Origin of the sequence: Saliphagus sp. GCM10025334, from assembly GCF_042663485.1 — an archaeon.
Lineage (GTDB): Archaea > Halobacteriota > Halobacteria > Halobacteriales > Natrialbaceae > Natronosalvus.
Genome location: NZ_JBHTAF010000007.1, coordinates 57,189 through 82,568, shown reverse-complemented (window position 1 = coordinate 82,568; position 25,380 = coordinate 57,189). Strand labels below are relative to the sequence as shown.

The 25,380-nt window shown below is 53.9% G+C and carries 17 protein-coding genes and 2 pseudogenes; 13 read left to right on the top strand and 6 right to left on the bottom strand.

Annotated elements, in window-relative coordinates; all coding sequences use genetic code 11:
• Nucleotides 1-76: 76 nt before the first annotated feature.
• The gene (locus ACFQO4_RS19440) at nt 77-850 is read right to left on the bottom strand and encodes a hypothetical protein (RefSeq protein WP_500262481.1); all 774 of its coding nucleotides are present in this window, start codon (nt 848-850) and stop codon (nt 77-79) included.
• Nucleotides 851-1,071: 221 nt separating this feature from the next.
• Between ACFQO4_RS19440 and ACFQO4_RS19435 the strand changes: the two genes are divergently transcribed.
• From ACFQO4_RS19435 to ACFQO4_RS19420, 4 genes are all read left to right on the top strand, one after another.
• Nucleotides 1,072-1,494: a hypothetical protein gene (locus ACFQO4_RS19435; RefSeq protein WP_312912762.1), complete on the top strand. Its 423-nt coding sequence runs from the start codon at nt 1,072-1,074 to the stop codon at nt 1,492-1,494.
• A 222-nt stretch (nt 1,495-1,716) separates the two neighbouring features.
• Nucleotides 1,717-2,193: a hypothetical protein gene (locus ACFQO4_RS19430; protein WP_312912763.1), complete on the top strand. Its 477-nt coding sequence runs from the start codon at nt 1,717-1,719 to the stop codon at nt 2,191-2,193.
• A gap of 183 nt (nt 2,194-2,376) precedes the next feature.
• The gene (locus ACFQO4_RS19425) at nt 2,377-3,555 is read left to right on the top strand and encodes a PQQ-binding-like beta-propeller repeat protein (protein WP_312912764.1); all 1,179 of its coding nucleotides are present in this window, start codon (nt 2,377-2,379) and stop codon (nt 3,553-3,555) included.
• A 163-nt stretch (nt 3,556-3,718) separates the two neighbouring features.
• Nucleotides 3,719-4,282 carry a hypothetical protein gene (locus tag ACFQO4_RS19420; RefSeq protein ID WP_312912765.1) on the top strand — a complete coding sequence of 188 codons (564 nt, stop codon included), beginning with the start codon at nt 3,719-3,721 and terminating at the stop codon, nt 4,280-4,282.
• 1,711 nt (nt 4,283-5,993) lie between these two features.
• On the opposite strand, the gene ACFQO4_RS19415 is transcribed toward ACFQO4_RS19420, so the two are convergent.
• The gene (locus tag ACFQO4_RS19415) at nt 5,994-6,509 is read right to left on the bottom strand and encodes a hypothetical protein (RefSeq protein ID WP_312912766.1); all 516 of its coding nucleotides are present in this window, start codon (nt 6,507-6,509) and stop codon (nt 5,994-5,996) included.
• Nucleotides 6,510-6,716: 207 nt separating this feature from the next.
• Between ACFQO4_RS19415 and ACFQO4_RS19410 the strand changes: the two genes are divergently transcribed.
• The 4 genes from ACFQO4_RS19410 (at nt 6,717) to ACFQO4_RS19395 (ending at nt 10,518) form a co-directional block, all read left to right on the top strand.
• On the top strand, nt 6,717-7,154 hold the full coding sequence (locus ACFQO4_RS19410) for a hypothetical protein (RefSeq protein ID WP_500262480.1): 438 nt from the start codon (nt 6,717-6,719) through the stop codon (nt 7,152-7,154).
• A gap of 192 nt (nt 7,155-7,346) precedes the next feature.
• Nucleotides 7,347-8,039, top strand: a complete 693-nt coding sequence (locus tag ACFQO4_RS19405; protein WP_312912768.1) for a hypothetical protein — start codon at nt 7,347-7,349, stop codon at nt 8,037-8,039.
• Nucleotides 8,040-8,347: 308 nt separating this feature from the next.
• Nucleotides 8,348-9,574: an outer membrane protein assembly factor BamB family protein gene (locus ACFQO4_RS19400; RefSeq protein WP_312912769.1), complete on the top strand. Its 1,227-nt coding sequence runs from the start codon at nt 8,348-8,350 to the stop codon at nt 9,572-9,574.
• Between the two features lie 155 nt (nt 9,575-9,729).
• Nucleotides 9,730-10,518: a hypothetical protein gene (locus ACFQO4_RS19395; protein WP_312912770.1), complete on the top strand. Its 789-nt coding sequence runs from the start codon at nt 9,730-9,732 to the stop codon at nt 10,516-10,518.
• A 406-nt stretch (nt 10,519-10,924) separates the two neighbouring features.
• Here ACFQO4_RS19395 and ACFQO4_RS19390 read toward each other — a convergent pair whose 3' ends face one another.
• Together ACFQO4_RS19390 and ACFQO4_RS19385 are read right to left on the bottom strand one after the other, a co-directional pair.
• On the bottom strand, nt 10,925-13,807 hold the full coding sequence (locus tag ACFQO4_RS19390; RefSeq protein ID WP_500262479.1) for a UvrD-helicase domain-containing protein: 2,883 nt from the start codon (nt 13,805-13,807) through the stop codon (nt 10,925-10,927).
• Nucleotides 13,800-16,382 (bottom strand): PD-(D/E)XK nuclease family protein, encoded by a 2,583-nt coding sequence (locus ACFQO4_RS19385; protein ID WP_500262478.1) that lies wholly within the window; start codon nt 16,380-16,382, stop codon nt 13,800-13,802. Before ACFQO4_RS19385 ends, ACFQO4_RS19390 begins: the two co-directional genes overlap by 8 nt.
• A 216-nt stretch (nt 16,383-16,598) precedes the next feature.
• Here ACFQO4_RS19385 and ACFQO4_RS19380 point away from each other — a divergent pair, with 216 nt between their 5' ends.
• From ACFQO4_RS19380 to ACFQO4_RS19370, 3 genes are all read left to right on the top strand, one after another.
• Nucleotides 16,599-16,922, top strand: coding sequence for a DUF6788 family protein (locus tag ACFQO4_RS19380; protein ID WP_312912773.1), 324 nt, complete (start codon nt 16,599-16,601; stop codon nt 16,920-16,922).
• Nucleotides 16,923-17,150: 228 nt separating this feature from the next.
• Nucleotides 17,151-18,080, top strand: coding sequence for a hypothetical protein (locus ACFQO4_RS19375; protein WP_500262477.1), 930 nt, complete (start codon nt 17,151-17,153; stop codon nt 18,078-18,080).
• Nucleotides 18,081-18,104: 24 nt separating this feature from the next.
• Nucleotides 18,105-18,419, top strand: coding sequence for a hypothetical protein (locus ACFQO4_RS19370; RefSeq protein ID WP_312912775.1), 315 nt, complete (start codon nt 18,105-18,107; stop codon nt 18,417-18,419).
• A 96-nt stretch (nt 18,420-18,515) separates the two neighbouring features.
• Here ACFQO4_RS19370 and ACFQO4_RS19365 read toward each other — a convergent pair whose 3' ends face one another.
• Nucleotides 18,516-19,787 carry a Cdc6/Cdc18 family protein gene (locus ACFQO4_RS19365; RefSeq protein ID WP_312912777.1) on the bottom strand — a complete coding sequence of 424 codons (1,272 nt, stop codon included), beginning with the start codon at nt 19,785-19,787 and terminating at the stop codon, nt 18,516-18,518.
• Nucleotides 19,788-20,290: 503 nt separating this feature from the next.
• Nucleotides 20,291-21,202, bottom strand: a pseudogene (locus ACFQO4_RS19360) (DNA polymerase domain-containing protein); the annotation flags it as partial.
• Between the two features lie 59 nt (nt 21,203-21,261).
• On the opposite strand from ACFQO4_RS19360, the pseudogene ACFQO4_RS19355 reads away from it, so the two are divergent.
• Together ACFQO4_RS19355 and ACFQO4_RS19350 are read left to right on the top strand one after the other, a co-directional pair.
• Nucleotides 21,262-21,482: pseudogene (locus ACFQO4_RS19355) on the top strand (DUF8139 family protein).
• Nucleotides 21,483-21,567: 85 nt separating this feature from the next.
• Nucleotides 21,568-25,374 (top strand): helicase-related protein, encoded by a 3,807-nt coding sequence (locus ACFQO4_RS19350; RefSeq protein WP_500262476.1) that lies wholly within the window; start codon nt 21,568-21,570, stop codon nt 25,372-25,374.
• The last annotated feature ends 6 nt before the right edge of the window (nt 25,375-25,380 follow it).

Genomic DNA, 25,380 nt, shown 5'->3' with positions numbered 1-25,380 from the left:
TCGTTCACCTGAGACCCTGTTGATCTCGAATGGTCAAATAATCAGCGCAGAATACGCACACATCACTCGCCGGGACCTACGCGTCTTGTAGTCGAAAATATTGAAAATCCACTTCGGATACATCACCGGGGTCGCATCGAAGATACGGGGAGTAGAAAGTATACGTCTCCATTGGCTCCAGTTCTCTCACAAAACCTTGGTCGGTGTGTACCAGTGTGTTATCGTCAATGTGTGATTTGACCCGCATGTAGATCTGTCTAACACTTTCAGCCTCCGTGTTTTGAATCGTCGCAGCGAAGCCATAGACCTCGTTATTACCGCTTGTGCCGAGAACTCCCCATCCCTTCTCGAGGAGTTCAAGCCCTTCTTTGGTCGAGGGGCCAGGGCCGCTATTAGCACCATCCGGTAAGGTCAATTGGTAGTTGTCTATCTCAGATGAGTCCCCCTCGGAGGTCACGATCATGAACTCGTAGGGCTCGCCAGAGAATCCATAGATGTTGTGCCGCGTCTCAGTGAGTACGCCTGTTCCAGAAAAGAACGTCGCATCTATCCACTGGAAATAGCCCCCTTCATACCGGCCACGAACACCGTATCGACCCGTGTCATCCTGGAAAAACTCGTGGTTCGTAATCGTTCCCAACTCGCTATCCCCTTCGATAGTCGAATCAATAGTTCCCCCCGAAGCGCAAATTGGTGTCTCGGACTCATCAAACGTAGCTGTCGCTACTTCGGTTCCAGTGAAGTTTTCAGGAGAACGAAGGTTGCCTTCACTAGTTGGAGCACTGAGACACCCAACGAGAGAGATAGAGAAGGTGGTTCCCGTTGTAGCAAGGAATTTCCGACGCTTCATGTCAATATCGATGCAGGCTATCGTTAAATGTGTTCTCTACGGTCAAACTAGCCTTTGACCTAACTCAATTGCACAGTCCGCAGGTAAGCGGAGATATTTGTATCATCGGATTCGTTCGGTCGAGACCCTGTCGATCTCGAACGGTCAAATGATCAGTAAAGGAACTGGACATAGTGCTTGTCCATAAAACATTTATCAATGCGATTACGATTGGATGGTATATGGATACACCTCATTTGTCTCGCCGGCATATCATCGGAACTGTGGCTCTTTCAGCTTTCGCGGGCTGTACAGCCTCCAGCTCCGAATCCGGAATCCAAATCGGGAACATTATGATCGGTAACTGGCGAGATGATCCGGTCACTATTACGCTCCGTCTTGATCGAGAGGGAAGTACAGTCTTTGAAGAGGCTATCGAGATCGATGATGATGGGGAAAACCTCATCGAGCAGTCATGGGATGCTGACCCCGGTGAGTATACTATTATGTATTCGACGGAGGCGGAAGGACGAATCTACAATTTGTCTCTTCCAGAAGATGTGGAAAGTGCAAATGGAGACTGTATCGACATTCAGATTCACTGCCGAGCAGACCTGACTGATATCGTTTTCAGAGACGATAGCCCACCGTGGGGCAAATGTTGAAGTGATCGTTCAATAAGCAGTTGTGTGTATCGGTTGATTCCACACTCGTGAGTGAAATGAACGACTTCGTTTTGCTGCGCCCAGGCGGAGTTACCAATTATAGCGCTCAGTTCGTTTTGGGTTTGATCAGTTCCCTTCGAAAATATTTTCATACACGTGCCGAAGGAGAAGGCTCGTACAGTCGAGCAGAAGATTTTTATTAACTTTCATACAGGTGGTTATATGGCTTCGCTGACGCGCCGGAAAATTCTCCAGTGGGGTGGTGTTCCCTTCGTTCTCGGGGCTAGTGGTTGTACATCGCTTGGGGTTGGATCGCCAAAGGAACCCCGCTTAACGAGGCTCACCGTTTCGAATCACGACTTCGAAGCACACACGGTTTACGCTTTAATAGTTGACGACGATGAGCCAGTGTTTTGGGGCGCAATGGACGTAGAAGCCGCCGATCCCGATTCAAATCATATCGGAGGAGGGGGTTTTGAAGGCTATTCGGCTGAATCGGGGGCCTATGTGCTCTATGCATGGCGAGACGACCAACCCCAATCGGACTGGAAACGGTCCGACTTCAGTGAGTATGATGGTTCCTGTTTTGCATTGAATATCCAAATTGGAACTGTCTCCGGTGACCGCACTGGAGAGGTTAGTCTGTGGTCGGGGAGTACCCTTTGTGGTGACGAACGTTCAGGTGAACACGGGAACTGATTATATAGAACTAGACGGGTTTGCCCATACCGAGAGGGTTTCGTGATAAGCTCACAGCGCGTATGTTGAGTGAGATTCTCCCCGATCTCCAAAGTAGCGATTGCTCAACACAGGGAGTCCAGTTACGATCCGATACTGGAAGCCTACCGAATATTTATTGGTCAAAAGATTAATCAGATATACATGTCGCCCTCTCCAGATGTTCGACCGACAGTCAGTAGGCGAGCGGTCCTCGTTGCAAGCGCACTCGGAACGTCGGCTCTCGCTGGCTGTCTCGGCCAACTTGAAGCGACTGAGGGTAATTCGACCGAGATGGCGGGCGAGTGGCCGACGTATCGGTTCGACTCGCGGAATAGTGGCTACAACCCCGACAGCAACGGGATTCGGGACGTAGAGCACGATTGGACGCACGATATACGCGGAACGCCGGGTCTTGCTGACGGAGAGATGTATCTCAACGGTAGCCGCCGCGACCCCGAAACAGGGACGGTCCAGTCGTCAGTCTCCCTGGAACTAGCTGTACAGGGACAGCCGACCGTCACCGACGACTACGTGTTCGTCACGGATATCAGATATCTATACTGCCTCACGGCTGACGCTGAAGAGGTCGTGTGGGAAAGCGAGAAGGTGGAGGGAATCTTCGGTGGGTCTCCGACCGTCGACGGAGAAACGGTGTTCGTAGTCCACGGTGGCGGGGCCAACGATTACGATGGAACTCGCGTTCGTGCGTTCGACGTCGCTTCGGGGGACGAACGCTGGCAGTACGATGCGGACGGTCGATCGACACCGGCAGTCGTCGACGGGACAGTGTACGTCAGCGGCCAGGACGGGTTGCATGCCATCGACGCCGAATCAGGGGACGAACGGTTCGTCGTCCCTGAGCCTATTTCGGACTGGTCGTCGCCAGCCGCCACGGCGGACCTCGTGTACGTAGTGACGGCGGATCACGACCACGAGGAGGAACTTATCGCAGTCGAGACGGCAGACGGAACGGTTCGCTGGCGGACGGCTGCCGCAGACGGAATGGCGCGTTCCGGAAGCGCACCAGTCGTGGCCGGAAAACTCGTTTACGCCACCACGGACGAGGAACTCGTGGCGCTTGATCACGCCGACGGCACGGTGGCGACGAGGTTCGGCAGCGGCGTCCCAGTCGCTCGCGCCGGAGACGTCCTCTACGCGACGAAAGATGGGCGAGTGTACGCCTACGACGCCGAGAGCGGAGACCGTCTCTGGACGTACACGACCGACGAGGTGCGGGGATCAGACACGGTCTCGCAGTTCGTTACCGGACTGACCCCGGGCGACGAAACCGTGTACGTACAAGCGGCTGACGGATTTCACAGACTGGTCTCCTCACCGTGACTGTTGGTTGTTGGTGAGCGCGTTATAGCACCGTCCTCACAGGATTGTTTTCGCCTTCCCTCTCAATGAACCAGCTGTTAGATAGGGGTGGCGATAGACCACATACAGATCATGCGTTTACTCGGGAGAACGTATATACACCAGTGCAGATGATCTCAGTGTAATGAACAGACGTTCCGTTCTCGCTGGCGTTGGACTGTCTGTCTCGAGTGCTCTCGTCGGGTGTCTCGTCCAATCTGACGAGGAAACTAACGCGGAGACCGATGGGGATATTCGCCGTCGAGCCTGCTCGCACGCACCCGACGAAACCGATCAGGTGAGTCACAACGTTACCAGAACCAGATTTCATTTCCTCCGAGAGCAATATGCACCGTTGACCCTCGTTACTGCACGTGACCAGCTAGAATCGAGGATTGATCCCGAACAGCGGGAAGACGGAGACGTTGACACCATTTTCGAGGACATTCGTTTCGACGAACATGTGGTTCTCATCTGGGAGACGAGCGAACGAATCACCACTGACCACGTCGAGTTTCTCGGCGTTGCCAGGCCCAACGACGAGGAATTTCGGGCGTATGGTTGCAACTACAGACTTGGAGGGGGTGGGCAGCAGGAAACCTATTATTCGTTCATCATCACAGTTAGTGTAGATGAGACTCTACAGCGAGCGGAGCTTCGCATTCAAAATGAGGATGGAAATACGAGGACACTAACCACAGAGCAATAAGGCGACTGACCAGCAACCGGGCTCCATTTGAATTCGTTCTGTTCTCAATTGTCGCTTTCTTCTAGCAAAGCTCGAACCCACTTAATAAGCATCTGTGGTGAGCACGCATGAGTCACGCTCGAACTCTTTGACGCTAGGGTTAGAATGGTAGCAAAAAGTCCGAAGGAATCCGGTGGAGGAGTCAGGGTTCTGCAACGGCTATCTCGAACCCCCAGTCAAACAACAAATCGGCGGCAGTTGAACTACTCTTTGTGTCGGGATCATTCCAGACGGAAACTTGTTGTTCCCATCGATAGGTGCCAGTCTCAAAGTAGCCCCCGACACGGTAATCATCCCACAGTTCGTACTGAGTTGTGAGTGATTCATCGGGCTCAAATGGCCGTGGTGGGCATCCCTGGTTGGAAAACCCACGGTACTCATCGGCGCTTCGATCTTCCGTCCATTTCCCTTCGTCCCGCTCAATTCGATCGGCGTGTCCAGGTGAATAGAGCCAGAGCCCTTCGGGGGTATCGCTTCCGCCTTTCGATCGATTAAAGAGACTACAACTACCGTCTCCAACGGAGAAGGCTCGCTCTGACCCTTCGTTCGTAATGTGAATTTGCAGCTGTACTGGTTGTGAATCTGTAGTTCTCTCCTCGAGAAGTTCAACATCGATCGAAACGTGAGAGTCAGCCGGAGTCGAATCCTGGTCGTGAATACTCACTTCCCGTTGAGAAGTTCCACTCCCGGAAGCAGCGGGTATCTGGCCAAGACACCCAGAAACGCTCACGACAGAGGCCGATCCAACTCCGTAAAGAAACGAACGTCGATTCATATTGATTATCAGTTGACCAGTCACATATAATTTGGGCTAACTGAAACGCTGATTTGGTCGATGTGCAGCAGAAATTGAGTAACTGACTAGCAGATATGGCGTATAGGACGTTGTCCGTAGGTTTCGGCGCCGATTTTAATCATGGTTCGTTCGGCCCACTTACTGTTACCGACTTCGCAGACGGGTCACCAGATTGATTGACAGTCACCGATTTTGGTAATCGCTCTCTCATTGTGACCACCAAACGATAAGCATCGACACTCTCGTCGAGTGAACAATTATTCTGAGAGCGAGCAGTGTCACTACTCCCAACGCTCACAGTAAGGCGCTCTGCGTCTACGTCGTAGGAGATATCTTTCAAACTGACTTGATTGCACTCACTTGACCCGACGTAGAGAGCCCCCCGGACAGTGATCTTCAATGAATCCAAGTCGAACGAAACAACTGGATGCTCAGTTGGACCGGGCATCCGCTCGAAGCCTTCACTTTCTGGTTCATAGATAGTAAACGTGTGATTTTTGATTCGTTGAGAACTGGTCTGTGGATCAATATTAAGGGCTAGACAGCCACCGGAGCACACGACGGAAGCTATCGAGAGGAGAGCACGGCGTTTCATAGTGCTAGTAAAGTGGTGGATATATAACTAGTTATTGGCGGTCTGGTATAGCGTAGCTGGGGGATGCGTTAACGGAGTTGAAAACAGAACTCTTGCCGTACCGATATCCGAACAGCCGTTGTAGAGTCACTGACAACCATTTAGCTTGAACCAACTTCTCCTTTTCATTAGTAGACAGCATAGAGCGACTCATAGACATCCGTACTGGCCATTAACATCATTATATTAATTTGCTTGAATAGGTGATGAATTTGGCTGATCAGACAATCATTACAGTGTATTCATGCATCGATCGGGTCTGAATCAATTGTTACGTTCAGTTCAGTAGGAACACCTTTTGGGTCAGTTACTCGAATCAAGAGTGAGTGAACGGTTGCATCATCGACATAGTCTTCATCTGGCGATTCGGTTACGACATCAACCTCAACGCTCTCTCCTCTCTGGTTAATCCGCTGGAGTTCTAACCACCGTGCACTCTGCATCATGTTCTGGACAACCAGAAGATACGATTGGTCAAAATCAGTTTTGTGAGTGAATTCCTCTACAGCATCATCATCTTCGACTATTTTCTTGCCGACCGCTTTCTTCTCAGTGATGATCGTATAGTAATTGGAGGGAGGTTCCTCACGTTCCCTATGCTGATACCATAGCCCCTTCTCAAGAATATCCTTTGGCCAATGTTCTGTTTCAACAGTCATACCCTCTGGAGCACTCGGCTCAGTTTCACTACTCAAACACCCACCTACTAGAGTGGACAGTACAACTGTGGACCGCCCGAGATATTCACGTCGATCCATAACAATAAGTATAGATGTTAAGTTATAGACCCTTCGTATGGTCAAAGAACTGTTTGACCTACTCCGTTCGCAGGTACGCTAAGAGATTGGTGTCATCGGTTTCGTTAATCCGAGACGCTGTCGATCTCGAACAGCCAAATGATCAGTACAGTCCCACAGATACCGTCAAGGAAGAATATATGTAACTCGGTAATGGTTATTTCTTGTATGAATTCGCTCTCAGTATCTCGGCGTCACGTGCTTGCCACGATTGGCGGAGTTTCTACGACGGGGTGTTTAGATTCGATCCCGTTCGCTTCAGAGACGGGGACTCGCATTGGGAGTCTCCTCGTTGATAACGTAACCGACGAATCCCAAACTGTGCTCCTCCAACTGCAACGCGAGAGCGAAATAGTCTATGATAGCGAGATACTGGTCGCTGAAGACGACCATGAGATCATCGACCCGTCCTGGTCAACGGAACCAGCCGAGTATACGCTTCTATATGCTGCTGATGGCGAATTGGGTATGATTTCAATTCCAGATGATGTTGAAGACACAATCGACAGACAGGGGTGTAACCATATCTGGGTTACTTTCGGTGGGCATTCTGACTTTCACATCCAGGTGTTCGATGGTGGAGGTCAGCCGGACTTGAAATGCTGAATGCCGTTCCACGCGTATCTCTTCAATTGTATCAATTGCTTCCACACGCATGAATGAAATGAACGACTCTGTTTTGCTGCATCCAGGGGGAGTCGTGAATCGCTCAGTATCGAGCAGGAAGGTTTTGAGAGGATAAGAATTCACAATTCTGCTGGGGGAAGATCTATAAATATGCTAATTAGAATCCAAATAATGAATCGCCGGAAAGTCCTGACCGGAATCAGCACAGGTGCTCTTCTCGGGGTTGGTGGCTGTCTCGAGACAGACACTTCGTTTCTTGATGAAACGTCTGATGACAGCGGAGACGGGAATAGCGTACCGGGCTGCACGCAAAAAGAGACGTGGAGTGACGGTGGAAATGCAACCCCAGAGGACCCTGACCCGGCATCGATCGCAGGCCGCCACGATTGTTCGAGTACCCGGCGTCCAGAGCCGACTGGAGAGGTATGTACGACCTTCACTCCCGTGATCAGCGGTGAAGAACGTACGATTCACAGTGCTGGCATCGAACCGTACCCGGAGCCGCCATCATCGTTTGACGAGGAAACGCTTGTATCGTACGTGTCCGAGTACGAGAACGCGTACTTCCACAATTCGATGGTGGAAAAGTACCGGGACGAGCTACGAGGTGCCGGAATCCGCGTCGAGGAGGACGAGACGCGAATCAAACAGACCGAGAACGCCATAACTCTCGTCTATATCCGGTTCTTTACCAGTACAAGCACTCTCAGCGATGGCACCACCCCTTCTGTTGGTGATGGTGCTGGCGCTGCCGGGTATGGCATCGACGAAACGGGCATCGTCCGTACAGAAGCCAGATACAGTGTTAGCGAAGAGGAGATGCCCGACCCCGTTGAAAGTGGTACGCTCCTCGAATGCTTTTGAACAATTCACATTCGTACGGATCAGTTGGTTCCGCACTGAGTGAGTAGAACGAGCGACTTTGTTGTGCTGCACACCGTTTCAGGATGTAGATTACGGTAAACCAATAGCCTACTAACAAGTCAAGAAGGAATAGTTCTTTCATTAGACTCCTCTCTTGTAGATACCCCCTCTGTGGAATTGCCGTTCACTACACGTGCGATTGATCGGTTTTGTCTGAACAGTGCTGGATCACAAACCATATCTCGGAGTTAAAGAAATCCGACATGTGCCACACAAGATATTCATATCTTAACTAGATAAACCCAATCATGGATCGACGGACGGCGCTCGGTGTGACGGGCGTGATCGGGAGTTCGGTGCTGGGTGGATGCCTCGGTGGGTTCACCGACAATGGTTCCGATACCGGGTACCAGTGGCGCTACGACACAGGCGGGGAACTCGATGCCGTATCGCAGGGCGTAGTATTCGCTCGGGAGCGTTCCAACGGGCAGATCGTCGCACTCGATGCCACGACTGGCGAGCGCCGGTGGGTCTACGGGGAAGCAGGAGGGATGGACGCCTACTCGGAACTCGCCGTTACGGAAACGGGCATCTACTTCGGCTACTGCACCGACGACGACTGTATCGGCCTGTATGGGCTCGATACGGATGGCGAAGAGCGGTGGCGTGCCGACACGGTGGGGACCGGGCGCACCAGCCCGTTCGTCGTCGACGGAACCGTCTACGTCGCCAGTGATGTCGGCGTCGTGCGAGCATTCGACGCGAAAACTGGTGAGGGCCTGTGGACCGACGGGATCGACGAATCGGACGAGACCACTAGTGGTTCCAGAATCGTCGACATCGCCGACGCCGTCTACGTCGAGAAAAACGCTGCTCTCGTCGTGATCGAGCGGGACGAGGGGAGTACGCGCTGGCGATACCAGCCCGATAATGGAGACGCGCAGATCATCGATGCGGCGGTTTCGAACGGCGTCGCGTACGTCGTGACCGGAGAGTATGTTGTCGCGGTCGTCGACGGCAACGAGGTGTGGCGTCAGCCTTTCGAAGCGGACGATGTGCAGACGGAAATTGCGGGAATCGCATCGAACCGGTTGTTCGTGCTCACTAACACCGATCGACACGAGTCGCGTCTGTATGCGTTCGACGTTGCGACCGGCGAGCGAGACCTGGTGTTGGAATCGCTCGAGCACCCGGACGAGGAGTCAGATCCGTTCGTGGACGTCCACGACGGAGTGGTGTACGTCGGCACGGACCGATTCCGTGCCCTCGAGGCGGCGACCGGCCACGAACACTGGAGTGTGACGGTCGATGGTGGCCCGATCCGAGCAATGACCATCGTCGAAGCGAAAGGTGCAGGAGATCACACTGTGTTCGTCCGTGCTGGGGCGAATCGACTAATCGGTGTTGATTCGGGCGGTGAGCGAACGTGGGAGGGGACCGTTGATGGGATGATTCGGAACTATCTAGTTGGCGAATCCGTGTTTGTGGCGACGGACGAAGGAATCTACGCACTCGAAGGGCAGGACGACTCCTGATAGACAACGGCGGTACTGCGCGCCGGTGGCTCTCCTCGAGCATTAGTATGAAAGTGCTTCGTTCAGTCAAGACTATGCATCTCACAGGTGTACCTACAACCCCTCTTTTAGTTCCCCAAATAACTATTTCCGACAGGGTTTCAATAACTTAACAAATGAGACGACGACGGTATCTACATGGATTGATCACGGTGCCAACTGCTGGCGTAGCGGGGTGTCTTTCACGTGATTCAATACCGGATGATGGATCTGATTTGACCCCCGAGGATGACCGGGACGTCAAGACGGTTGCCGCGGAGACGTTCGACGACGATTTCACCCCGATCTGTGCCGAAGGTGAATCGCTCGAATCGGATGTCGAGGGATTTTACGCGGAGCTTGTTACTGACCACGAATTTTTCAGAGATGTCGAGAGCGGTCGGTACGGTGTTCGGGGTCGAGTCTCGACTTGGGATAGTGGAAATATTCCGAAGGTTACAGCAGAGTTTTCCGACGGTTCGTTCGATTGGGATCGAGGTTACGGGCTCGACGAAGGAGAGACGTACCTGTTCACAGTGGTGAGTTCTGAGGGAGATCCTGACGCGATAGACGGGTACACGCTCACCGTCGAAGGAGGTGGGGTAGACGATATCGGGATCGCCTCCAAGGAGTACGTGACGATCGATGGGGAGTGGGGGCAGATTGGAACGTACGATGACGCTCCGGTGTATGGATACGCTGGGACAGTTACTAACGATCACACAGAGGACGTTAGACTGTTCCCCCGCATGAAGGCGTATCTCGACGAAACGACGGTGGCCTACGCTGGCCAAAGTACAGAAACAAGTGTCGATCTTGCTTTAGGAGACACACAAACAGTCTACTTCCCCTACCCACGATGCGATCCCGCGAAAATTGACCACGTTGAAGGATGGCTCGAGTGGGCGACGATGATTTACCCGTAGCTCGCTTCGCTGAAGAATCTCTCTCTCGAGGGCCGTCAACCCCCAATCAGTCTCCCGCAATAGTGTTGATCAACGGGCATAATTCACAACCCAGATTTGATTGGGTGACACAATCAGTAAGCATCTCTACTGAACGGCTGATTCATTAGACTAACCAGGCACCAAACTCGATCACCGCGCTGAACTCATCCTCTTTATGCAGCACGCCTATTTCAACATCTCAGTGACCAGCTACGTTGGAAAGTATGAGGATTTGCGCTAATACCAGGTCCCCATTGAAACGGCGCCGTCCGTTCAGAACAAAAGCGCGATTAATCTTAACTTTAAGATTAAACCAACACCGAACCCATTATCAATAGTCTTGAGTGACGATTTTCGTTCCACTATTCGACTTAACGGGTACTTCCTACTGAGAAGTGGCTTGGAGTGATTCCGCATCAGACACCGCCTTCACGACATCGACGAGGTCTCCCTGTGAGAGTGGATTGATCTCTTCGCGAACGCCATCGGCGGTGTAGAAGATCGACGCAGAAATCTCGTGCTCAGGATACAGCTCCCGGAGCACGTGATAGTAGATACTGAGTTGTTTCCGATACTCGGCTTCCGCGTGTCGACCACGATCAGTCTTGTAGTCGACTACTTCGACGCGGTCAGGCCGAACGTGGATGAGGTCGATGATCCCGGAGATCATCACGCGAGTCCCGTCGACATTGAGTGGAAGATAGGCGTCTTCCTCGACGAGCAGGTCACCCGATAGGCTATCGAGGAATGACATGACGTGCTGTTTGTCGTCCCAGCCAGGGTCGTCAGGTTCCAGTTCGACTTCCTCACCTCGCGCGTACGCTTCCGCGAAGTCGTGGACGTCGGTGCCGAACGCCTTCCCCATACCATCGTCGACGTCCTTGAAGACGTCTTCACGCATCAGTGAATGCGGTGAGTGTCCGACCGGTCCCTCCGGTGTCGGTACCGTAATCAGCAACTCTGTCTGCTCAGTTTCGTCGAGGGTGTCTGCATCGGGTTCAGTGTCCCACGCTTCGATGTCGACTGGGAGTTCTTCGAGGAACGTGTTCGGATCCTCCCCGGCCGAGAATATCACGTGGCTCTCAGCGCGCGTAATTGCCACGTATAGCAGTCGGCGTTCTTCGTCGTACTCTCGAGGCAGACACCGACGGAGGACGTCAGTCCGCCAGTCATCGTACACGTGGGGGAGGCCATCAGCCTCGGCGTAGCGTTTCCGCTGTCGGAGTCCGACCGGATCCTGAAACGTGATCGTTCCACTCCCTCCGCCCGATGGCGGGAATCGCCCGCTGTTCATGTTCGCGAGAACGACGATCGGATGTTCGAGCCCCTTCGCTGCGTGAATCGTCTGGACTGTGACCGAGTTCGCACCGGCGTTCGCGTGGACGTCGTGGGTGCTCCCGGCTTCGATGCCGCGCTCGATGAACCGGATAAGGTCTCCCCGGGTTAGCGTCGTCGCGGTGTGTACTGACTGAATCGTGTGGAGGACGACGTCGGCCGTGGCACCGTCGTACCCGTGCCGCGAGAAGACGCGTTCTGCCACCCCACCGAGCGTTTCCAGTTCTGCCAGCTTCTTGCGGAACGAGCGCATGTTCTCGGGATATGCCTCGGTCTCCAGGACGTGTTTGATCTCGTCGAGTGTGTAGCCTGCTTCCTCGAGGACGACCGCCCAGCCACGGTCGGTGTCGGATTCGAGGATGCGGAGCCACGCCAGCAGTAGTTTCGCCTGAGGGGTTCGGAACAGCTCGATCCCACCCTCGTACGCCATCGGCAGTCCGTATTCCTCGGCGGTCTGCAGCAGGTCGCGGCCGAACTCTCGTGTTCGCGTAAGAACAGCGACGTCTCGAAACTCGGGTGTCCGGAGCGACCCGTCATCGGCCTCAACCTGGTAGGCGTCGTTGCTGACGATCTCCTGTATCTTTGCGACCACCGACTCGTGTTCCTCCGGGCTCGCGATCGCTTCGATCTGTGTGTTCTCGTGCTCGGCGTTCGTCGAGAGTGAGACGATTCGATCCTGGACGGCCTCGACATCGACGTCGTCCCGGTTCGCCGCCGGAACGAGTAGTCCGTGCTCCGAGAAGTCAAGGATCTCCTGGGTAGACCGATAATTCTCGATAAGCTCGATGGTGTGAATCGGCCGGGTGTCGAAGGTGACCCGTTCGTGGTCGGCGTTCAGTTCGTCGACGAACCGATTGAGCCGGTCCTCGAAGGCAGTGATGTTCTCAACTTCGGCGTACTGGAAGCCGTAGATACTTTGCTTCCAGTCGCCGACGACACAAAGGTTGTTCGTGCCCGCGAGCAGCAGTGTCAGTTTGAACTGGATCTCGCTGGAGTCCTGGAACTCGTCAACCATCGCGTAGTCGAACGCAATGGACTCACGAAGTGCGTGGTCCTCACAGAGCAGAACGAACGCGAACAGTTGGAGGAAGCCGAAGTTGAGGTAGTTCCGGCCGAGCGCGAATTCGAGGTACTCGTAGTAGACGTCGTGGACGAATGCCTTGAGACCCTCCCGGTCAGTATCGAACACCATCCGAGCAACAGGATCGGGGACGCTCTTCGTGCCCTGTCCGCGAATCTCGGTTTTCTCAGGGGCGTCTGGCAGGTAGCATTTGTTCTTCTCATAGCGGTTGAGCTTCGAGCGAAGCCGTGACTGCTTGCTCCCGCCATTCTGTGGCTCATTTACCTCGTCGAACAGCGATTTGAACGCCTCAAAGTCGCCGTCGAGATACCGTTCGCCGTTCCGATACCAGCCGTCGGCTGTCGGGAACACGCCCTTTGAGGCGAGTTGTGAGACGAGACCGAGGAGTTCAGTCGGATTCGAGACGATACGGAAGTAGTCATCGTACTCGGGATGGTCGTCGCTGAACCGGCCGATGAACTCCCCGAACAGGGCTTCCTCGACAAGGTCGTTCTCGACGATGCGCGTCGAGCCCGTGATGCGGTCGTCGAGCCCGAGGTGCGTCGGCGCGGCATAGCCGTGCTCCTGGAGGAGATCGTGGCAGAGCGCGTGGAACGTCTGGATCGGCGCGTCTGCGATATCGCGCATCCCGTACTCGCAGTGGCCGACGATCCGGTCCTTCATCTCGGTTGCAGCGTTGTTCGTGAACGTCACCAGCAGCACGTCCTCAGGGGCGACGTCGTCCTCGTCGACGATGTTGGCATAGCGGCGCGTGATGGTGAACGTCTTGCCCGTTCCCGCGCCGGCGTCGACGAGGTATAAACCGTCGGTGCTGTCGATGAGGTCCTGCTGTTGTGGATTCGGTTCAGTCATGGTCAAGAAGGAGGTCGCGGTTGTCCACGCGACGGTAGTTCGGTTCACCGGCGAGCCCGTTCACAGGGAAGCGTTCTTCGCCAGCCCGTCGCTGATTCAGTTCCGTTATACGCTCGGTGACGAACGTCTCGAAGGCGTCGAGATCCTCTTCGAAGTAGTTTCGACTCCGAACTCGTGCCAGCTGGCGAAGTAGCTGTTTACAGCCCGACGAGACGTATTTGTACTCGCCGACACACTCCTGCAGTCGGGTTTGCATCGCCTGCCCGAACTCGGAGTCGATGAGTTCGTCACTGTCGCGTGTCGCCGGTAGCGGGGCCGTCTCGAACGCGGACTGGTAATCAGCGTACTCCATCTTCGAGAGCGTCTTCTGGCAGTTCTTCGCCCCATCATCGCGAAGCGCTCCGAACATGGCCCGCGACCGGGCGTGCTCCTCGAACGGGGTCGGGTGATATTCGATGGTGGTCAGCGTCTCATCTAAGTCCGCCTCGCCGGCGACGACGTCGTCGAGCGTCTCGAGAAAGTGGAAGAACGTGAACTGCAGGCGCTCTCCTGGGCGCTCGCTACGGCGGTGGGCGAGATAGAGAAGTGCCTGGAAGTTCGGCGTATCGCTTGGTGGATCGAGCGCGGAGTTCTTGACGACGCGGGACGCCCGTTTCCGACGCCCACTCTTGTAGTCGAGGAGGTGAGTCGGACCATGAACGAGGTCGATCTTGCCTTTCAGTCCGAGATGTTCGTTTTCGAACCAGCGCTCCGTGAACGGTGAATCGACTGCTCTGCCAAAATGGTCCGCGAAGAAATTCTGCCCCCACCCGCTATTCGGAGTGAGCAGGTCGTCGCCCTCCGGGGTGCGTTCGTCGAGTAGCTCGACGATGGTTTCGAGTCCGATCCGGTACCTGGTACGGCGCGTTGGACGGTCGACGCGCCGAACGAATGATCCCGCCTCCTCGAGAATCACGTCCACAAGGTCTTCGATGGTCTCCTCGTCGATCAAATCGGGATGGTTGACATAGAACTCGGCGAAGTCGTGGAAGAGATTCCCCTCCTTGAAGTAGTCTTTATCAGGGCCGTCGACAAGCCGGCTGAAGAGGTAATCACGGGGGCTGTTGACGTACGTACTCAGACTGGACTGGCTGACGGTATCGATCTGCGTCGTTGAGACGTCAAGCGATTCTTTCTCGAACCCGTTTCGTGCCGCACTGAAGGCCCGTCCGAGAGTCACTGAGGCGAGATCGCTGAAGCGTTCGAAGTCGTCCTCGATGAGATCCTCGAAGTAGAGACACGGCGTCGCGGGCGACCCACCGATGGTGTCCTGAACGAGATAATACTGTTCGGTGCCGTTCTGGAGGAGAAGCTGAAACTGCGTCAGGTTCCGAGTGAATTCGGCGTCACGGTCGACCCACGGGCGACGAGGTGGAGAGTGAGTCCACGTTTCGTCGAGGCCGAGATAGAATACGACGGGGCGGTCCACGTAGGCCGCGGATTTTGCGTCGGCCAGGAGAACCCCTTCGTGTTCGCGGTCGACAGGGACTTCGTAGCTCTGGAGGTAGAATTCAAGCCGATCGATGTCCTGTCTGGTGACCGCGTCAGTCGCGATCCCGAGCGCCTCGAGTTCATCTCGGAACGCATCGAGGCTGATTTCGGCCTGTCGTTCGTACACTGTAAGTGCTCCAGCGAACGTGATCTCGCCGATCTTCGCGCTGAACTCCTGGAACCACCTGAGACTGTCGGCGTCGACATCCTGTAGCCGTTTGTCGTCGTGTTCGATGTCGACAACGATCCCGAGCTGGGAGAGGACGGAACGAATTGTTCTCACGCGCGTCTCCGTCCCGCGAGTGACGGCGCGAAGGAACTGGACGAATCCGCGGTGGTGCTGTTCGTCGGCGAATCCAGGGCCACCGATAAACGGAATGTCGGCGGCTTCGAGCGCACTCTCGACGAGTGTTGGGTATTCACTGCCGCGATCCACGACGACGGCAACGTCTTCTGCGTTGTCAGCGGAAACGATGTCGAGTACAGCATCAACGATTGCTGTACTTGAGTCGAAAATGTGGAACGGCGGTCGGTCGAATGCGGCATCGGTGAACGGATCGAACGTATCGTACTGCGCGGGGAGAATCGATCGTTCGAGGGTCGTGAGTTGGTCGTGGCCGACGACAGCGACGTCTTTGCTGTCGTCGATCTGGTACTCGCCGAGTCGGCGGGAGGTCGTGTCGAGCGTTGAGAGCTGTTCGACGGTAGTCTCCGTCGCGGCGTCGGTGTAGGCGTCGTAGTCGAGAACAGCGTCAATGCTGCCCTGATGCTCCCAACATTGGAGCGTGTTGCCTATCGCGTATGCAGCCTGCTTCCACTCGAGGTCGGTAGTCGTTACGAGTTCGAGAAAGGCGCTCCGGTCCTCGGCGCGTTCGCGGCGGCCCGCTGCGAGTCGACGTGGCGTGATGGCAAATACACCGAGATGAGCCCGATCAAGACGTCGGTTCAACCCACTGGCAAGCGGTGCATCAGGAACGATGACGAGGTCATAGTCACGGACTTCGTCGTAGAGGGACTCAAATGATTTTGCCCGCGTAACTGGCACGGCAACAACAACTCAGCCAATAAGTCATATAACTATCGCCAAATGTGTAATTGTTGGTTATCACAGGGTGTCGAATAGGGACAGGTCGGTTGCTATACCACAATCTCCTATGTGTGGAAAGAAGAGCGTCGGGAAGTAGAAGTCAGTCTTAATCGAGAGTCTAGTTTAACCAACAAACCTAAGCCATTGAGCCCGTTTGTTGGTTAAGCCGATTCCATGTCGTACTCACAACCAACGATCCCACCCGAGATACCCGAAGAAGTAGCGTCCTCACTCGAGGAGTGTAATGCGGAAACGCTCCGGTCTATTGCCAAGTATGCTGATGCACTCGCAGAATATCGAGAGCGAGAGGCGCGATTGAACGAGGCTGATGATAAAGACGATTCTCAAGAACGTCCTGAGGGCCTGCCTGAAGACGTCCCTACGAAAGCCACACTGACGGAGAAGGAAATCAACGGGAATCGGTATTACTACTGGCAGTGGCGAGAGGGTGACAAAATCAAATCTCAATACAAGGGTCCAGTGAATCCGAGTTCGTAAGGATTAACCAACAGTCAGGGGTTGCTGGCGTGACTGTTGGTTAACCACATCGTCTTCTTGCCACAGGTACCAGTATCCATTTCTTGCAGTATGATGGATGTCTTTCCCGTTTTCGAGCGAATCAGATCTCGAGAGATTCTCGATTTCGAGAGTGGCCGAACCACCGGATGTTAATCTTAAGATTAATATTCAAATTAGATTTAAGTTGGTTCAGTATGTGGAGCCACTATGAGCGACCAATTCACGGAGGCCCTCGATCAAACAGAGAAGACACAGGAAGACTATGCGAATCAACTCGGCATCAAGCCAGAGCGGATTCCATTCACGGCTGAAACACTTCCTGACGCGAGTATTGCGGTACGTGCGAATCAAGATCTACTCAATGAAGTCGCGAGCCACATCCTGAATCGAGCGGGTCATATCTCGATTATCGATGAACGGGGCGCCGGGAAATCTCACTTCCGTGACCTCGTGTACGATGCTCTTTCAGAGGGCCCGCGGAGTGAGGAGTTCCGAGTCGCTCGAATACGCGAGGTCGAGTCAATTACAACACGTCGCTTCTATACGCGTCTTCTCGACGAACTCAGTGAGTACGATGACCTCGAGATTCCAGAGTCATACCCCCACGCTACAGATGAAGTTCGACAGATCGTCGAGGAGGTTGCCGACCAGCTCGAGGCCCTCAATATCGCGTGTATTATTCAGGTCGACCAGCTCGAGGATGCAGCTCGGAATACGCGAACCTTCGAGCAGTTACTGGCTGCGTTGCAGAGCGTCGGTGACCTCGGAGAAAGTGAACCCGTATTCATTCTCTTCCTGTTCGGAACGGAACGTGCGGGTGGTCGAATCGACGAACTGCGTGAGACACTCAGTTCTCGGCTCGTCGCGAAGGATCGGACGCTGGAACGGTTTGGGTTTACAGAAACTGAGGAACTCATCGCCAGGTGGCTTGCCTGGGCCCGTGAGGAAGAGTACGATTCTGGATACCCGTCCGACCCCTACACGGCGAGTGCCATCGACACGGTCGTCGAGGTCAGCGATGGAACCCCACGGGATACTCGACAGAAGTGCTATCACGCATTCCGGGCTGGTGCACAGCAGTTCGCAGCCGAACAAGACGTCGAAATCACGAATGAGACGCTAGACGAATATCTTTAATATTAAGCTTAAGAATAAGGGCATATGAGCAACGATAATCCGTTCGGCGAGGCGATGGATGACGCAGCGGAGGAAAAGAATCGAGTGGACCAACAAGGTTCGTCGGATTTCGATACCGAACCCTACTATGACGCCCTCAACACTGGGGTAAAGGATCACACAATAGGTGTTTCCGTGAGCGAAGAGATGCATCAGTTCTGGCGTGAACTCCAGGATACGGATGATATCGACGTCGACCCGGCGCAGTCTATTCGGAATCATCTCGAGAATCTCGCGCATCGACATCCCGACGTGTTCGAACGAGCCATGCGGAAGCTCGAGATCGATCGGGAGATGTGACCACCCGAAGTAACCAACAGAGAATCAATACCAGCCGGTTGTTGGTTAGCTAGTTCATCTGACCGATTACAGTACTGAGTTGAGAAAACAGCGATATTACATTAGCCGCTTCGCAGACGCAATTTCAACTAGGTCCTCAACGACATCATCAATGCGGTCGTCTTCACCGAGGATATCGAGAGTAGCTTCGAGATCTGTTTTCAGCTCGAATCGGTAGTGAGACCCACCCTGAATACCCGTGTTTCGAGTTTCAGCGAGGAGGAATCCCTGCATTCCGAGACTTTGAAGATGGTCACGGACGCGACGCTCAACGAGTTGATTCCCATCTAGACGGTCGACGATTGATTTGTACTTCTGGAATACTTGGCGCGTCCGGGCCGGCGTCTCTTCGTCAATCTCGAGTGCCACGACAGAGAGAAGGGCGAACTGATCCTGTGTTGTCAGACTTCGCATCCCTTCCTCAATTCGTTTCCGTTCGAGGATATCGCGAGCTTCGCGTACGTGTTGTTCAACTACGCCCTCATCATCACGGTTGAGCGCTAATTCGCCCGCTTTATACAAGAGACGAATTGCCTGCCGAGCGCTGCCTTCGTCTTGGGCAGCGAATGCTGAACACAACGGAATAACCTCGCCATCGAGAACACCATCAACGAAAGCACGTTCTGCACGCCGCTCTAGAATTGTCGTCAACTGATTGGCGTTGTACGGAGCAAATTCGATTTCAGAATCGTAGAGGGAGTCTTTGACCTTCGGCGAAAGATTATCACGGAATTGGAGATTGTTGCTAATCCCGATCACACTCACCCATTGATCCTCAATGTGGCCGTTTTTCCGCGCTCTCGGGAGCTCATACAGGAGTTCGTCGTTACTCCCGATTGCATCGATCTCGTCGATGACGATGATGACGGTGTCTTCAAGATTGCTGATTTCTTGATAGAGAAGGTCGAACATCGATTGCTGGTCGATACCACTCGGCTTCTTCGTCCCCCCACGGATCTCCTTAATGAGATGCGCACAGAGTTGATAGCTCGTTGTTTGATTGTTCGCGCTCGTCTTGATGACACTTAGATTGAGTTCATCACTACTGTCGGCGTACTCTTGGAGCAACTCGATTTCGTGGTCGATAGCAACGGTTTTTCCTTGGCCGGTTTTCCCGTAGAGGAATAGATTGTGTGCATTCACCCCTCTTGTTGCGGGGGCGAGTGCGTTCCTAATCTCCTCGAGCTCAGGTTCTCTCTCGGGGAGCTTCTCAGGTTGCCAATCTTCTTTCAAGACACTTTCATCGGCGAAGATCTCAATTGACGTGCCGTAGGGATTGCTATCAAGTGTCTTGTAGGGATTCTCTGAGTTCGTTTCATCACCGGCCATGTTATGCGACACCAATAGTATGGAAGTCTAATAAAACCCCCTTGTCCGGAGCGTCCAGTGTGTCCGCATAGCCGGATTAGTTTATACCCCCTCCCCCCACTGCGTCCGCATAATGGTGGACCACGAAACTGCTCCCTTGCAGGGATCCGGCAAAGGACATTGGCAAAGGAAAGAACTAAGTGTTCCGAGGGATATTTAGTCCGTAGTAGTTAGTTTTTTGTGAATGGATGAGTCATATCTAGTGAGAAATCGACGCAAGACAGAGCGTCTGACGCTCTTGCGGCCTAATTATGCGGACGTGGTGGGGGGTAACGGAACGTCGTCTCAAACATCTCCGAGTGATTTATGCGGACATGGTGGGGGGTGAGGGCTCTTTTTCTTCAATGTCTGTAACTGCTCTTCGGGAAATTATGCGGACATAGGGGGGTGTCCCCCTGGATCACAATGTCGGCACAAATCCTCCCGCTTGTTTGAAAGAGAGTGGAACCTTTTCCGATGACTGGTCATTTAGACTTAGCACCTGTGAACTCTGTCAGCTCCAATTCCTGTGTTTCGGCGAGTTCCCGCCAGATATCTATTCGATCCCACCCGAGCGGGGAGAGAATGCTTTCAACAGCACGGATGAGCTGAGTTTCGTAGTACGACGAGTCGTACGCATTGAACTCTTCGTGGGCGAGGACGACACGCTCCCGCGAGGTTTTCTTGTCGTTGACGACTACGTACTTGATATCTTGGCCAGGATGAACTGCGAGGTCCTGGTCGCGAGCACGCTTCAGGGCCGCGACGTTTTGGGTGTTCTGTGTATAGCCCTCGAGGGGTTTGGAGACTCGGTTCCGCTCGACGAGCTCCTCTATCGGCACCTCACCCGCCTGGAGTGTTTTGATTGCCCGTTTGAGGCAACCAAGGACGGCTCTTGGGGATCGAGTTGTGTCGAGCCGTTCGAGACACTCTCGCTGGACCTACTCGATGAACGGCGGTGTCGACCGCTGTCGGGCTTCGATGCCACGGATTTTGAACTCGTCTTCGCCAGCGACCTTTCCGAAATACTTCGTCAACGCACCGGCGTCACTCTCGCGTTGGGGCACGAACGCTACCCAATCGTAGTGGGCTTCGTACTCGAGACGAATGTCGACTGCTTCGGTGATCTCGGTCGCAAGCGCGTCTATATTCTCTCGCTGGTCGTCGTCGACGTCCGGATCCGGTGTCACCCAAATCGAATCGACAATGCCGTGGACGACACGCCAGCCACCAGCTTCGAGACGTTGCTTCGCCGTCAACAGAATTTCGCGAGCGAATGCGTTGATCGCCTCATGACACTCAATTCTCCCATATTTCGCATTGTTAAATCCTTGGTACCCGAAGCAGGCGACGAGTATCCATTTCAGGGCTCCCGACCGCCCTTCGAGTTCTTCCAAGGTGTTTCCGGAAACATCCAGAAACAAATCTATAGGGGTTCGAAATCGCTCGCTATGGTATGAGACGATTCGATATCGGGGATTCTGTCCGAATCGATATCCCAGACGAGACGAATCCGGATCACGAGCGTCTTCATGGTCATCAAGGAACTATTGTGGAACTCATATCAGATGATGCGAGTACCGTGACTGGCGATGAACGAGAGTGGTATTTTTCCGTATCGAAATGACCAGTGGTGAAACTGTCGACGTACGCTGGCGTGATATCCGACCAGTCTAATTGACCCGATAGGACCTTAGTAAGATCTGATAGTTCATGGCCACTAAACACTAAGTAAGTGTACTGAATACACCTCGGCGTTACGATGCTCTCGCTTCCTCCGCTTGTCGATAACGCCAACAGAACATTAGAAGACGCTTACAAGCGGATTATCCCTCAAATCGAAGAGGGCCGTATCGCAACTGGATACTTTTATCTCTCAGGATTCGACCTCTACCGAGAAGACCTAGAGAACTTGGCGGACCCCGATGAACTCGGACACGCTCCGCTTCGGATCTTGATGGGCCGTCAGACGAATAGAGGAACCGCTGACGAAATCGGTGAGGGGCAGAATCTAAAGGATGAGCTCAAACGAGAGGTGAGAGAGAGCATTTCGGAACTGAATAATGCTCAGATCGGGCGACTAGACCGCCTACGTGACTTTATCGCCGAAGGCGAGGTGAGCGTCCGTGTGCGAAATCCTGAAAATGGCTATTTCCACGCAAAGGGTGCATCATTTCGAGCGCCACTCGAAGACGACGAAGACTGGGGACAAGACGAGGATGAAGACACGCGTCCATGCGCTACAGTTGTCGGCTCTTCGAACTTCACCAAGAGCGGCCATCAGAACAACATTGAACTAAATCTCACGAGTCAGGATCGACACAAAGCAGAAGCGTTCGAGGCGTGGTACGACAACCAGTGGGTCAATGCCGAGGAATTCAGTGAGGAGATCATCCGAATCATCGAGAACAGCGAGGAGTACCAGGACTGGAAGGAACAGCAGGAGGACAAGTCCGACAAGGAGACGTCATCCAAGGAGTTGGGAACCTATCTGGAACCGTTCGAGCTCTACAAACTGCTCGCCTACGACGAACTGAGTGGGAACGTCAACATCCGTGACAGCCCACTGTACTACTTCCAGAAGCTCGGGTACGAGAGTGCAAAGGAAAAGCTCTCCCAGTTTAATGGGTGCATCGTCTCCGATTCGGTCGGCCTGGGGAAATCATTTATTGGCGGTGAACTCCTCCACGACTACCGTCAACGTGGTGACCACTGTCTCCTCATTGTCCCGGCCAACCTGACTGATCAGTGGGAAGATCTGCTCCAGAACGACACCGACGAAGACGGCAATCCGTACTTCGGGTTAGAGGTGGACGGCACGCACCTTGACGTGATGAGTATCAGCAAGTTCCAGAATCTATCCTACGATGAGGTGCAGGACCTTAAAGACGAGTTCGACGTCCTGGTTATCGACGAGGCTCACCGGTTCCGGAACTACGGGAAGTGGCGACCGAACCCGGACCACGATGACGACTACAAGGGGACGCGACGACACGCGAATCTCAGGCAATTCCGAGGTAAGACGATGATTATGCTTACCGCGACCCCGATCAATAACAGCGCCACCGACCTGAAGAACCTCATCAGCTTGTTCACCAGCCCGGAGGAACTTCGGAACAAGGCATCACTCGACTTTGATGCGTTCGACGAATACATCGAACTCTCGGAGACACGAAAACGCATCGCAGCCGGGAAAGAGGAGGTTGGCGACGACGAACAGCAGAAAATCACTGAACAGCTCCAGCGGCACTCCTCTGAGATTTCGAATATCCTGAACGAAGTGATGGTTCTTCGGACGCGCAAGCACGTCAAAGACCAGATTCAGGACACGGAGGACTTCGAGATGAGCTTCAAGCCGCCAAAACTCAACAAGCAACAGTACTCCCTGCCGGCGGCCTACCAGCCAGTATATCGGATGCTTCCCGACGTGATGGACGCCCTCCATCTTCCCCACATCACAGTCAAAAACCCGAAAGCGGGGAGCACGCTGAAAGCCCTCTACAAGCTGAACCTCCTCAAACGACTCGAGTCATCAACGTACGCGTTCGTCCAGTCGATAGAGACACTGCATCAGAGCGAACGCCAGCTTCTCGGACTTCTCGGCGAACTCCCCGAGGACGTAGACATCGATATGCTCCGAACTATTCAGAAGGGGGATGACTCTGAACTCGGTGACTTTGTCGAAGGAGCGGACGCTGCTGAAGATCTCGAACAAACACTCGAAGAATTCGGTTTCGATACCACCGCTATTCAAGCGGAAGAAGGAGCAGATACCGAGGGAGATGAACTGGCAGACGCCACCGTCGGCGAGGTGAAGACGTACATTAGGGAGGACCTCACCCTTCTCTCGTACTTCCTCTCGCAGTTCATCGGTGATGTCGCCCGTGATGCGGGTGATGTGAGCGATTATGCAGTCTCCACGCGCCAATGGCTTGCTGAACACGACGCTGGTATCCTCCCAGATATACCTGAAGAAGAAACTAATCCGATTCTCTACCCGAATAGTGACCTGAGCGAAGTCGACCCCGCAACACGCGACTTTTACGAGGCCGTCTTTTCACTCCGCGAATTCCGCGACCCGAAGATCGATCGGCTTGCATATGTCCTCACTGATCACGACCAGAAAGTGCTCATCTTCACTCAGTATCGGGCAACTGCAGACTACGTCCATCGAACCCTCTGTGACAACGAGGACTCACCACTCACCGAGGCGAACAGTGCCGTCGTCAAGGGTGGCGACGAGAATAAACAGGACATCATTCAACGCTTTGCCCCCGAGGCGTCAGGCTACCAGCAAACGCTCTCCGAGTCGAGGGATTCAGAGCTACAGTACGTAGTGGCCACTGACACACTGAGTGAAGGGGTTAATCTCCAGGATGTTCATGTGGTGGTCAATTACGACCTGCCGTGGAACCCGATGCGGATTGTCCAACGTGTCGGGCGGGTCGACCGGATTGGCAGTACCGCCGAGAAACACGTCCACAACTTCTACCCGGACGGCGACATCGAGGCGGCGATCAAGCTCCTGAAACGCCTGCAAGCAAAGATCAACGATATCGCGCTCATCGTCGGAAAGGAGAACAACATCCTCGATCCGAACGAAGACCAGATTCTCGAAAAGACAGGTGTAGACACGGAGAAGACAATCGGAGAATTACAGGTGGACGAGATTGAGGACTCCCTCCAGAAGTCCCGTGAAATTGACGATGTGAATGAACTCGACGACACGAGCAAGAATCCGCTCCTCCGTAATGCTGGGAGCAATGAACACGCTGCGTTCGAACGGTACCTTCTGAAGCGAAGACTGAACGAGGATTACGACCTGACTGCGGAAGACTTCGAGTACGCTGAGGACTTCTTCGATGACCCGCCCGAAGAACGGGAATTCCTCTACACGAATGTAACTGACCACGATGCCGGTCCCCGTCCGGGCGTGTTCGCCCTTGCCCACCTCTGGTTCGACGATGATGACCACATGTCCCCGCTTGGTCGCGTCCGTCGTGCTTTCTACTACAAGCCCTTCGCCGACGAGGTCAAAGAGCGGCCCGTGAGCACGCTCAACATTGACCCTTCAGTTGACGGCGAACCGATCACCGGAAATCCAGATACGGTGTTATCGAACCGTGGTGAGATTCAAGCAGTGCTTGACGAGCGTCTGGAGGTGATTCGAGAAGGCCAAGTTGAGGGTGCTTTCAAACAGGGAGAGGCCTTCTCGAAGGAACAGGAGACGATCCTCGATTTCATCAGCCACTACGTTCAGCCGAATTACGGCGATGAGCCGGCTCCTGTCGAAGAGTTTGAAACGATAGGAGAATGGGCTAACGACATCGAAGAGCGGTTGAAGGAGGTAAAGCTGGCGAACACGGATGAAGACCGAATTCTACGGGAGATCTTTCGCCAGAACGAACAGTATGACTCCTTTCCAGAGTGGCCGACCGTGGAGTTCCTCAGTCAGCTTGAGGAGTTCTTGGAAGAGAACGTCGAAGCCTCTACTGAATACCAGACCAAACTGATGGGAGAGAGTGATGTACAAGCGAAGCTCGTATGCTGGGGGGTTGTCGGTCAGTGATTCGGG